General features: G+C 72.9%; 11 protein-coding genes. 4 read left to right on the top strand and 7 right to left on the bottom strand.

Translation table 11 applies throughout. The annotated features are described in order from the left end of the window. Positions 1–33: 33 nt before the first annotated feature. The 7 genes from ACGFH8_RS23510 to ACGFH8_RS23480 all read right to left on the bottom strand — a co-directional run bounded on the left by ACGFH8_RS23510 (position 34) and on the right by ACGFH8_RS23480 (position 6,016). A complete protein-coding gene (locus ACGFH8_RS23510; RefSeq protein ID WP_393370581.1) occupies positions 34–315 on the bottom strand; it encodes a PqqD family protein in 282 nt (93 codons plus the stop codon). After that, the gene (locus ACGFH8_RS23505; protein ID WP_393370578.1) at positions 312–1,457 is read right to left on the bottom strand and encodes an asparagine synthase-related protein; all 1,146 of its coding nucleotides are present in this window, start codon (positions 1,455–1,457) and stop codon (positions 312–314) included. The genes ACGFH8_RS23510 and ACGFH8_RS23505 overlap by 4 nt, the downstream gene beginning before the upstream one ends. 8 nt (positions 1,458–1,465) lie before the next feature. Further along, positions 1,466–2,326, bottom strand: coding sequence for an ABC transporter permease (locus ACGFH8_RS23500; protein WP_393370576.1), 861 nt, complete (start codon positions 2,324–2,326; stop codon positions 1,466–1,468). After that, on the bottom strand, positions 2,323–2,937 hold the full coding sequence (locus tag ACGFH8_RS23495) for an ATP-binding cassette domain-containing protein (RefSeq protein ID WP_393370573.1): 615 nt from the start codon (positions 2,935–2,937) through the stop codon (positions 2,323–2,325). Before ACGFH8_RS23495 ends, ACGFH8_RS23500 begins: the two co-directional genes overlap by 4 nt. A gap of 34 nt (positions 2,938–2,971) precedes the next feature. Next, positions 2,972–3,127 (bottom strand): lasso RiPP family leader peptide-containing protein, encoded by a 156-nt coding sequence (locus tag ACGFH8_RS23490; RefSeq protein WP_393370570.1) that lies wholly within the window; start codon positions 3,125–3,127, stop codon positions 2,972–2,974. A 118-nt stretch (positions 3,128–3,245) separates the two neighbouring features. Next, a complete protein-coding gene (locus ACGFH8_RS23485) occupies positions 3,246–4,457 on the bottom strand; it encodes an SLC13 family permease (protein WP_393370567.1) in 1,212 nt (403 codons plus the stop codon). 122 nt (positions 4,458–4,579) lie between these two features. Then, positions 4,580–6,016, bottom strand: a complete 1,437-nt coding sequence (locus tag ACGFH8_RS23480) for an LVIVD repeat-containing protein (RefSeq protein WP_393370564.1) — start codon at positions 6,014–6,016, stop codon at positions 4,580–4,582. A 138-nt stretch (positions 6,017–6,154) separates the two neighbouring features. Between ACGFH8_RS23480 and ACGFH8_RS23475 the strand changes: the two genes are divergently transcribed. From ACGFH8_RS23475 to ACGFH8_RS23460, 4 genes are all read left to right on the top strand, one after another. Then, positions 6,155–6,859, top strand: coding sequence for a DUF305 domain-containing protein (locus ACGFH8_RS23475; RefSeq protein WP_393370562.1), 705 nt, complete (start codon positions 6,155–6,157; stop codon positions 6,857–6,859). 34 nt (positions 6,860–6,893) lie between these two features. Then, the gene (locus ACGFH8_RS23470) at positions 6,894–8,105 is read left to right on the top strand and encodes a sensor histidine kinase (RefSeq protein ID WP_393370559.1); all 1,212 of its coding nucleotides are present in this window, start codon (positions 6,894–6,896) and stop codon (positions 8,103–8,105) included. Further along, on the top strand, positions 8,102–8,767 hold the full coding sequence (locus ACGFH8_RS23465; RefSeq protein WP_393370557.1) for a response regulator: 666 nt from the start codon (positions 8,102–8,104) through the stop codon (positions 8,765–8,767). The genes ACGFH8_RS23470 and ACGFH8_RS23465 overlap by 4 nt, the downstream gene beginning before the upstream one ends. A gap of 147 nt (positions 8,768–8,914) precedes the next feature. Beyond that, positions 8,915–11,389 carry an ABC transporter permease gene (locus ACGFH8_RS23460; RefSeq protein ID WP_393370555.1) on the top strand — a complete coding sequence of 825 codons (2,475 nt, stop codon included), beginning with the start codon at positions 8,915–8,917 and terminating at the stop codon, positions 11,387–11,389. The last annotated feature ends 86 nt before the right edge of the window (positions 11,390–11,475 follow it).

Here is an 11,475-nt window from a genome sequence, read left to right as displayed (position 1 = left end):
GTATTTGTCGGCCCGACCAATCGGCGGCGTCGGTCAGGGCCGCTGCACCAGCAGCCCGTGCCCGCGCAGGTCCGCCAGGAAAGCGGCCACGTCGGCGCGGGCCCGCTCCCGGTCCACCGGGGCGGTCTCCACAAGTGCCGTGACCAGCTCGGCGCTCGTGGCCCCGGTCGCCAGGCGTCGCCACAGCAGCGCGCCGGTGGCGTCCAATCCGAAGTAGACCGAGTTGCGGGTGTCCAGCACGACCACCTCGTCACCGGCGACCCGCCAGGCCACCCGGTCCGGGTCGACCCGGTGCACGATCTCCTGCTCTGTCACGATGTGACCTCCACGTCGATGTCGGAACGCTCCGGCCGGCGGGCGGAGTCGGGCGGGTTGGCGGCCAACCAGAGCTGTTGGACCAGGCTGGCGGTGCCACCGGGGATCGGCCAGCGTGACCAGAGCGCCCGCAGAGCCTCCGGATCCACCACCTCCTCGTCGGCGCCGGAGCCGTCCCAGGAGCTGACGAACTCCCGGGTCGGCGTCCGGAAGAACACCTCGAGGAAGCGGGCCTTGCGGCGGGGCGCGGTGACCTCCGCCGGCAGGGCTCCCTGGACGATCTCCGCGAGCAGCCGGTCCCGGCCGACGTTCCGGTGGCCGCCGTAGCGCAGCGCCAGCGCGGCCAGGAATCCCTCGTCGAGCAGCGGCTGGATCGCGGTCGCCTCGTGCTCGGCGGCCAGCGCGGCCAGGGCCGAGCAGGTCATCCGGAGGTCCCGCCGCCGGGTGTGCCAGGCGATCCGCTGCCGCAGGCGGCGCGGCTCGGCACGCTGCTCCGCGCGCTGCGCGCGGTACGCCTCCCGGGCGACTGTCGGCCGCAGCCACGCAAACATCTCCGCCGGCCCCTGCCGGGTACGCGCGGTGTGCCGCAGCCACCAGAGCCGGCCGCGCAGCGAGGACGCCTGTGGACGACGCCACCCCGCCAGGATCTGGTCGCCGCCGGCACCGGTGAGCAGCGAGCCGCCGGCCGCCAGCTCGGCGATGGGCAGGTGCAGGTGCAGGTTGACCGGGTGGACCACCCCGTGGCGGTGCAGCAACCGGCGAGCCACCGGACCGACCAGGTCCAGGTCGTCGTCGGCCCGCAGGATCTGCCACGACCCGCCGACCCCCAGCGCCCCGATCACCCGGTGCTGCCAGTCCGACTCGTCGGCCCGGGGTGCCCCGGTGAACCGCCAGGTGACCGGGACCGGGTCGGGCAACCCCTCCCGGCGGGCCGCCCGGACGGCCATCGCCAGGATCAGCGACGAGTCCAGCCCACCGGAGAAGCTCACCACACACGGTGGGCGGGTCAGGCCGGCCAGGACCGCGGCGTCGAGCGCGCCCAACGGATCCGGCACGCCGGCCGGCACCTGCCGACGCGGCGGTGGCGGGCCGACACCGAGCAGCGTTCCGGTGGCGAGGTCGAACGGTGTGGGACGGAGCATGTCGTACCTCAATCGCGTTTCAGGGCGCCGCGGCCGGCGGCGACCCGCAGCGCCCCCGCGAAGGCCCAGCTCGACAGCGGCACCAGGAGCGCGGTGACACCGAGCAGCGCCACGGCCGACCAGGCCCAGTCGCCGCCGGCCAGCGCGGCGCGCAGGCCGTCCAGGGCGATCCGGCTGGGCAGCACCGCGGTCAGCTCCGGCAGGGGACCGGGGAGTTCGGAGACCGGGAAGTACGTGCCGGACACGAAGGTGAGCCCGACGACGAACAGTCGGGCGGCGGCGTCGCCGTGCCCGACGGCGACGGTGAACGCCGCGAGGGCGATGCCGATGCCCAGCACCGACGCGGTGCCGGCGATCAGCAGCACCGCGACCCCCCACCAGTCGGCCCGGTCGGTGCGCAGACCGAGCACGGAGCCGAGGATGGCCAGGTAGACGCACGAGCGCAGCAGGGCGAACAGGAACGGGTAGCCGGCGGTCCCGATGGCCAGCGCGGTGACCGGCACGGGTTGGGCGGCGAGCACCTCCAGGGTCCCGCCGCGCTGTTCGCGGATCACCCGACCGGTCAGCTGCGTGGTGGCGGCCTGGAGGACGAGCAGGAAGGTGATGCCGACCGCCACGAAGTCGAAGTAGCTGGGCGAGTGGGCGAGGTCGGTGCCCGAGGAGGGGGTGAGCACCCGGGAGATGAACAGGAAGACGACAAGGTTCACCACCCCGAAGGCGAGGTCCAGCAGCAGCGGCAGCCGGAACTGCCGGGGGTCGCCGAGATCACGGCGGACCAGGGCGAGGACCATCGCGACAGCACTGGCGCCGGCGGCCCGGCGATCGACAGGGCGGCTGGTGGTCGCGGCGGGCGTTGTCGGCGTCGTCATCGGGTGGCCGTGAGGGTCAGGGCGGACTGGCACCGGTCACGGTCGTCGGCGAGGTGCGAGGCGATCACGCAGGCCAGCTCGGGACGCCGGTCGAGCGCCTGCCACAACAGCAGCCGCGACCGCTCGTCGAGGGAACGGCCCGGCTCGTCGAGCAGCAGCAGCGCGGGCTCGGCGACGAGAGCCCGCGCGATGCTGACCCGGGCTCGCATTCCGGCCGAGCACCGCTGCACGGGGACGGTGGCGTAGCCGGCCAGGTCCAGTTCGGCCTCGACGCGGGCGACGGCCGCGCGGACAGCTCGCCGGGGCAGCCGGAGCCGGGCGACGAGGGCCACGTTCTCCCGCGCCGACAGTTGCTCGTAGAGGCCCTGCTCCGGGGCGAGGCAAACAGCGGTCAGGCGTCGGGCGGGCAGTGAGCCGACCGGGTGGCCGCCGACGGTGGCCTGTCCGGCGCTGAGGGTCAGCGTGCCGGACAGGCACCGCAGCAGCGTGGTCTTGCCGGATCCGTTGTTGCCGCCCAGGAACACCCGGGCACCGACCGGGACGTCGAGGTCCAGGTCGGTGAAGATCACTCGACGACCGAACCGGCGCTGTGCCCGGCGGATCGTGAGCAACGGCGGTCCTCCCACGATGGCGGGCGGTGACGGGTCAGAGTGAACCGTCGCCGCCGCCACCCAGGCCGTCGTCCGGGCCGACGGTGCCGCCCTTGGTCAACTCGGCGAGCGTGCCCAGGCGCTGGATCGTCGGCGGGCGGTAGTCCGAAGGGGCTGTCTGGGCTGTGTCCAGCTCGTGGTGCGCTGTCATCGGTTCTCCTACTCGTATCGGTGTCGAACCAGCATAAACGGTCATCTCGCGCTTTAGGTCGATAACACGTCTTGGTGGTTCATCCATCGCAATAGAGTGAGAACCATTCAATAGTGGATCAGCTCACCAGGAGCAGCGCGCCCACCGCCGCGACCGTGGCGGTCACCGCGAGCAGCGTGCTGGTCAGCACGAACCGCCGCATCGGCACCGCCACCCCGGCCGCCCGGCACCGCTCGAACCACAGCAGCGTGGCCAGCGACGCCCAGGGGACGGCCAGCGGGCCGACGTTGGTGCCGATCAGCAGCGCCAGCAGGCGGGTGTGATCGCCCGGCGGCAACACCGACTCGCCGGCCAGGTAGGCGGGCAGGTTGTTGACCAGGTTGGCCAGCACCGCGCCCGTACCGCCCGCGCGCAGCTCGCCGAGCGTGCCGCCGTGGGTGCCGAGCAGGCCGCCGACCAGGTCGTCCAAGCCGTGCTGACCGATGGTCTGCACCACCAGGAACAGGCCGACGACGAAGAGCAGCAGCCGCACCGGCACCAGATTCAGGCGCAGCGTGGCGGGGGAGCGGACGACGAACCCGACGAGCACCAGCGCGAGCGCGACGGCGGAGGCGAGACCGATCTCCACCCCGGCGAGGATGCCGGCGACGAAGAGCAGACAGCCGGCGAGCGCGACGCGGTGCAGCACCGGATCCGGCGGCACGTGCCGGGCCGGCGGTACGAAACGCCCGCCGGCCGGCTGGTCCCGCCGCCACCACGCGTACCAGAGCAGCGCCATGGTGACCGCCACGGCGGCGAGTTGCGGCAGCGCCATCCGCTCGGCGTAGGCCAGCGGGGTCAACCCGACCCGGTCGGCGGCCAGCAGGTTCGTCAGGTTCGACACCGGCAGCAGCAGGCTCGCGGTGTTCGCCAGCCAGACCGTGGTGACCGCGAGCGGAGCGGCCGGGACGCGCAGGTTGCGGGCCAACGCGAGCAGCACGGGGGTGAGCAGCACGGCTGTGGTGTCGAGGTTGAGCACGAGGGTGGTCAGCGTGGCGAGGCCGCCGCAGAGCACGAACAGCGCCGCCCACCTGCCCCGGGAGGCGATGGCCAGGCGGCTGGCCAGCACGTCGAAGACGCCGGCCACGGCGGTCAGTTCGGCGAGCACGATCACCGTGCCGAGGAAGAGCAGCAGCGGCAGGATCCGGTGCAGGGTGGCGGTGGTCTCCGCCCGGGGCAGCAGCCCGCTCAGCGCGCAGCCCGCGCCTACCACCGCCAGGCCGACAGCCACGACGTCGAGCGGATGGGGGCGCCAGCGCACGGTGGGCTCGGGCGGGGCTGCGGGTTTCACGTCTGCCCACGTTGGCACAGCCGGCGGCCGACCGGCGGGCAACCCCCGCCCGGGTGACGGGTCACACCCGGCCGGGCCCGGCCCCCAGGGTCGGGGACCGGGCCCGGCTTCGTGCGGGGTGCCTACCAGCCCAGGTAGCTGGGCTGGGTCTGCACGTTGAGCTCGTTGTAGCGGGTCAGCTTGGCCGACCAGGTACGCCAGTCGTTCAGCTCCAGGACGTCCAGGCCCTTCACGATGTCGTTGGAGTAGATGTGGCCGTTGTAGTAGTACGCGGACCAGGTGCCACCGCCGACGAACGTGTCCGCCGAGAGCGGGCCGCGCTCCCAGAAGGCGATCTCCTTCGGGTGGGCCGAGTCGGTGAAGTCCCAGACCGAGACGCCGCCCTGATACCACGACTGGACCATGATGTCGCGACCGAGCACCGGCACCAGCGAGCCGTTGTGCGCCACGCAGTTCTCGGTGTCCGCGTTGACCCGGGGGATCTTGTAGTAGCTGCGGAACGTCATCGTCCGGGCGTCACCGCGGCCGGCGATGTCGTAGATGGCGTCCGCACCCCGGTTGGGGCCGATGGCCTCGTTGCAGGTCGCCGCCCCGCCACCACCCAGCTCGTCGGTGAAGACCACCTTGGTGCCGGAGTTGTTGAAGGTGGCGGAGTGCCAGAACGCGAAGTTGACGGTGTCCCGGATCCGGTTGATGACCCGGGGCGCCTCCCGGTTCTTGATGTCGAGCAGGATGCCGTCACCCATGCAGGCGCCGGCGGCCAGGTCCTTCGACGGGTAGGCGGTGATGTCGTGGCAACCGGTCGTCGCCGAGCCGGTCTCACTGCCGGGGAAGCCGCCGTCCGGGAAGAGGTTCGGCGTCGCGACCACCGCCGCGTCGGTCGGCTTCTTCAACGGAACCTTGACGATGGAGATCGAGTCGTGCGGCGGCTGGCAGTCCGGGAACTCGACTCGCGGGCTGTACGACGAGACGTACAGGTAGACGGCCTTGCGGTCCTTGCCCGGGACCAGGGTGTGGGTGTGCGAGCCGCAGGCCGTCTCGACGGACTTGATGTAGCGCGGGTTGGCCTTGTCCCTGATGTCGAAGACCTTGATGCCCTCCCACGAGCCCTTCTCGAGCGGCGCCCCCGGGGTGCTGGTGCAGGAGTCGTCGCTGCGGGGCGAGTCGGTGGAGAGGAAGAGCAGGTCGCCGTGGACGGAGATGTCGTTCTGCGACCCCGGGCAGAGCACCCGGGCCTTGACCGTCGGGGCGCTGGGCCGCGAGATGTCGTAGATGACGAAGCCGTTGTAGTTGCCGGCGAACGCGTACCTGCCCTGGAAGGCGAGGTCGCTGTTCGTCGCGTCCAGGGGGGCGACCTTCGGCAGGTTGGCGATCTGCCGCAGGTTGGGGCTGCTGACGATCTCGTCGACGCCGGGGATCGCGGTGGCGGTGGGCGTCGACGGCGGTGCCACCTGGGCGTTGCCGGCCGGGGCGACGAGCGCGCTGGCGACGAGGAGCCCGGTTGTGGCGAGCGCCACGATGCGTAGGTGTCGTGGCCGTGGCATGTGGAGTCTGATCATCGGCGAGGCCCTTCGCAAGGGGGAGATGATTGTCGACACCTTACCGTTCGACGATGAACGTCGATGTGATGCCGGTCACATCGAAGTGCCTCCGTCAATGGATAGCATCGCGATGACCTCGACTCCAGGGAGTGGCCCATGACTGATCGGCGCGCACGAACCCTGGCGATCGTCACACTGGCGCTCCTGCTCGCGCTCGTGACAGTCGTCGTGAGCCGCGCCGGGGACGACGCCGCGACAGGCACCGCCCAGTCGGCCTCCGCACCCGTCACCCCCGCCTCGCCGACGGCCGCCCCGGTCCCCACCGATCTGACCGTCATCGCCCCCGGCCGCCCGGGAGAGGCCGCCGCCACCCGCCCGGCCCACGAGGTCCGCGACGCGGGCCCCGCGCCGCACAACTCGCTGGACGTCGTGTTCGTCCGGATGATGATTCCGCACCACGCGCAGGCCCTCGCGATGGCGGAACTCGCCACCGACCGCGCCGCCGACCCCGACATCCGCGCCCTCGCCGAGCGCATCCGGGCCAGCCAGGGACCGGAGATGGGCATGATGCGGGGCTGGCTGCAGACCCGCGGCCTACCGGCGGAGGTCGAGGGCCACGACCACGGCGCCATGCGCGGCATGCAGTCACCCGAGGCGATGCGGCAGCTCGCCGCCAGCCGTGGCCCCGACTTCGACAGGCTCTTCGTGCGGATGATGACCGCGCACCACCAGGGCGCCATCGAGATGGCCACCAACCTGCTAACGGTCGGTTCCGACCTCACGCTCAACGAGTTCGCCACCTCGGTCGCCACCGAACAGACCGTCGAGATCGACCGGATGCGCGAGGTCCTCGGCCGCTGACGCGCGAGGGCCCGTCGACCGGCACGTACGCTGGGTGACCGTGGAACGCAGGATGTTCGGCCGCCCGCTGCGCGGCGTCGCCTTCGACGTGGCCGTGTCCGTCGTGGTGGCCCTCATCGGCGTGGCCGGCGCGGCGAACCTGGCGGGCGGGTGGGCGGCCGCGCTCGTCTGTCTGGGGATGGCCGCGGCGCTGCTGTTCCGCCGCGCGCACCCGGGCGCGGTGACCGTGGTGATCACCGCGCTCGGCCTGGTGCAGGTGATCGCCAGGTGGGGGCCGCTGCCGTTCGACGTCGCCGTCCTGATCGCGCTCTACAGCGTGGTGAAGTACGGCGAGCGGCTGCGCGCCGCGGTGCTCGCCGGCGCGGCCGCCGCGGTGGGGGTGGTGCTCGCCGCCGTGCAGACCCCGGGCGTCATCACCTGGTGGGTGACCGCGCTGTGGTACGCGCTTGTCACCGGCGCGGTGTGGCTTGTCGCGCTGAACGTGCGGACCCGCCGGCTCTACGTGCTCAGCCTGGAGGAACGGGCCACCACCCTGGAACGTGAACGGGAGGCCGAGTCCCGGGCGGCGGTCGCCGAGGAGCGCACCCGGATCGCCCGTGAGCTGCACGACGTCGTCGCCCACAGCCTGGCGGTGATGATCGTCCAGGCCGACGGCGCCCGGTTCATGCTCGACCGGGACCCCGCGCAGGCCCGCACCGCCGTGAAGGTGGTCGCCGACACCGGCCGGTCGGCGCTGGAGGAGATGCGCCGGTTGGTGGGCGTCCTGCGCGACGCCGGCCCGTCCGGCGGCGACGGGCTCGTGGCGGCCGCCGACCCGGAGCACCGGCGTCTGGCGCTGGCCGAGCTGCCCGACCTGCTGGCCCGCTTCGGTGACGCCGGTCTGCGCATTCGCAGCACCGTCACCGGTGAGCAGCCGGCCTTGCCGCCGGGGTTGGAGCTGACCGTCTACCGGGTGGTGCAGGAGGCGCTGACGAACGCGCTCAAGCACGGCGGCGTCGGCGCCGGCGTCGAGGTCGACCTGACCCACACCGCCGAGGCCGTCGTGGTCCGGGTGCGCGACGACGGTCGGGGTCGCCCGCTGGTCAGCCCGGCGCCGTCCGGCGGTCACGGTCTGCTCGGCATGCGGGAGCGGGTGACGGTGTACGACGGCAGCCTCACCGCCGGCCCGCGGCCGGCCGGGGGCTGGCAGGTCGAGGTTCGGCTACCGCTAACGTCGGGGCCGGCAACGGAGGTGATCGCGGCATGACGGTCCGGGTGGTGATCGTGGACGACCAGGCGCTGGTCCGCGCCGGGTTCCGGATGGTGCTGGACTCCCAGCCCGATCTGGAGGTGGTCGGGGAGGCGATCGACGGCGCGGACGCCCTGCGGGTGCTGGCCCGTACCGAGGCCGACGTGGTGGTGATGGACATCCGGATGCCGACCATGGACGGGGTGGAGGCGACCCGCCGGCTCTGTGCCGAACGGCCCGAGGGCCCGCCCCGGGTGCTGGTGCTGACCACCTTCGACACCGAGGCGGACGCGTTCGCGGCGCTCCAGGCCGGGGCGAGCGGGTTCCTGCTCAAGAACGTCCCGCCGGAGGAGTTGCTGGCCGCGATCCGGGTGGTGGCCCAGGGTGACTCGGTGGTGGCCCCGTCGATCACCCGGCGGCTGCTGGACCGGTTCGCCGGGCAGCTCGGCGCCGCCCCGAGCGCGGACCCGCGCCTCACGCAGCTCACCGACCGGGAACGGGAGGTGCTGCTGCTTGTCGCGCAGGGCCTGTCCAATGCGGAGATCGCCGCCCGGGTGCACGTGGCCGAGGCGACGGTGAAGACCCACGTCGGTCGGATCCTGGCGAAGCTCCAGTTGCGCGACCGGGTCCAGGCGGTGGTCCTGGCGTACGAGAGCGGGCTTGTGACACCCGGCGGATGACACCGCGTACGACCTGGGTCGTAGCCGGCGACGGGCGCACCACGACCCGGGGCGCACACCTGTCGAGCGCGCAGGTGGAGATCAAACGACCGGCTCCGGCCATAGCGTCGGAGGGGTCCGATCCGCCACCTGCACCGGGAGCCCCGCATGATCCGCCTGACCCTGCGCTCGTTGCGTGCCGAGGCGCTGCGCATGCTGCTCTCCGCGCTGGCCGTCGTGCTCGGTGTCGCGTTCGTCGCCGGCACGATGATCTTCGTCGACGGGATGCGCGCCGGCGCGTACGAGCGGGCCGGCACCTTCGACCGGCACACCGACCTGGGTGTCTACGCGACCGGCGCGCAGTTGCTGTCGCCGACCCTCGTCGATGAGGTGCGTGCGGTCGACGGGGTGGCCGCCGCGGCCGGTGAGCTGACGAACACCGCCGGGGTCCTCGGCTCCGACGGCCGTCCGGTGCTCGGCTTCACCATGCTGGTGGCCATCCCCACCGAACAGGCGCTGCGCTCGTACGACGTGGTCGCCGGCCGACTGCCCGACCGGCCCGGGGAGGTGGTGCTCGACGCGCCGACGGTGGCCGAGGAGGGCTTCGCCCTCGGCGCCGAGGTCCGGGTCGGTGGCCGTGGCGGCGCGGCCCGCCCGTACACCCTGGTGGGCACCGTCGACGTGGCCGGCACCGTCCGCGATGTGGGGGGCCCGTTCGTCGGCCTGGTCGGGCCGGACGCGTTGGCCCTCACCGGCGAGCGGGGCTACGGCCGCGTCATGGTGGCGGTCCAGCCGGGCGCCTCCGTCGCGGCGGTGACCGAGCGGGTCCGAGCCGTCGCCGGCGGAGAAGCCACCGTGAAGAGTCGTCAGCGGATCCTCGACGAGGCCGTCGAGGAGGCGGTCCGCAACGCGGACCAGTTCCGGATGCTGCTGTTGATCTTCGTGGGGGTCGCCGTGGTGGTGGCCGGCTTCGTGATCGCCAACACCTTCGCGATCGTGCTGGCACAGCGCACCCGGCGCACCGCGCTGCTGCGCCTGATCGGCGCCACCCGGGGGCAGGTCTTCCGGGCCGCGCTGCTGGAGTCGGCGGTGCTCGGGCTTGTCGCCTCCGCGCTGGGTGTGCTGCTCGGGGTGGCCCTCGCCGGCGGGATGAGGCTGCTGATGTCCCGACTGGACGTGCCGGTCACCGGTGGCCTGACCGTGACCGGTGCGACGGTGCTGACCGGCCTGCTGCTGGGTACCGCGCTCACCGTGTGCGCCGCCCTGCTCCCGGCCTGGCGGGGCACGCGGATCGCTCCGGTGGCCGCGCTCACCGACGCGGCGGTGCAGCCGAGCCGGGGGGCTGGTTGGGTTCGGTTGACCTTCGGCGCGGTGGTGCTGGCCGTCGGTGTGGCCGCCCTGGCCGGCGCCGCCAGCGCCGGTCAACTGCTGCTGGTGGCCGTCGGCGGGGTGCTGGCCTTCTTCGGGATCGTGCTGTTCGGGCCGGTGCTCGTCCCGGCGCTGGCCCGGGTGTTCGGCTGGCCGGCACGTCGTGTGCTCGGGGCGATTGGTGAGTTGGCGGTGGCCAACACGGTCCGCAATCCGCGGCGGGTGGCCGCGACCGCCACCGCCCTGGTGATCGGGATCGGACTGGTGTCGGCCTTCCTGGTCGGCGGACGCAGCACCAAGGACGGCATTGAACGCAGCGTGGATGCCCAGATCGGGACGGACTTCATTGTCGTTGGAATCGGTCAGGACCTGCCTGCCGCGCTCGCCGGTGAGCTTGCCGCCCGCCCCGAGTTGGGGGTGGTGCACGAGCAGCGCCACACGGTCGTCGCCGACGTCGAGATCCGGGCGGCCCACCCGGCGTTGGTCGGCCGCACGCTGAGCGGGGTGCTGACCGGTGACGCCGATCGGCTCGGGCCGGGGCAGGTGCTTGTGCACCGGGAGTTGGCGCAGGCACGAGGCTGGCAGGTCGGCTCCTCGGTGACAGTCGGGGGCCGGTCGTTCCGGGTGGCCGCCGTCGTCACCGACGACTCGGCCGGCAACGGTGCGCCGGCGGGCTACGTCATCGACATGGCCGACACGGACTTCACCGTACTCTTCCCTGGTCAGCGGGGCGTCCTGGCTGAGATCGACCCCGCCGCCGGGGTGAGCGCCGAGCGGGCCGGGGACGCGATCGAGGAGGTGCTGGACAGCTACCCGACGGTGAACCTGATGGACCAGGGCGCGTACAAGAAGATGCTCACCGGCACCGTGGACATGGTGCTCGCCCTCGTCACCGCGCTGCTCGGCCTGGCCGTGGTGATCGCCCTGGTCGGCGTGGCGAACACGCTGAGCCTGTCGGTGGTCGAGCGGACCAGGGAGAACGCCGTGCTGCGGGCGGTCGGGCTCACCCGAGGCCGGATGCGGGCGGTGCTCGCCGTCGAGGCGGTGCTGATGGCGCTTGTCGGTGCGGTGCTCGGGGTCGGGTTGGGCACCGGCGTCAGCGCCTCCGCGATGGCGCTGCTTGCCCGCCTCAATGAGAACTTCCACGTGGTGCTGCCGTTCGGCCAGCTCGGGCTGATCCTCGGCGTCGCGGTGCTGGCCGCCCTCCTGGCCTCGGTGCTGCCGGCCCGCCGGGCGCTGTCCCGGCCGGTCGTCGAGGCGCTCGCCGACCAGTGACCGGCCCTACCGCCGGCGGTGGGGACCGGCCGGTGCGGGAACGGACATCCGCCGGCCGGTCCCGCCGTCTTTCCCGGCGGCGGGAC

This window comes from Micromonospora sp. NPDC049175, from assembly GCF_043197345.1.
Classification (GTDB): domain Bacteria; phylum Actinomycetota; class Actinomycetes; order Mycobacteriales; family Micromonosporaceae; genus Micromonospora.
Note: the sequence above shows the minus strand (reverse complement) of the source record. Positions and strands in the feature narration are given on the sequence as shown.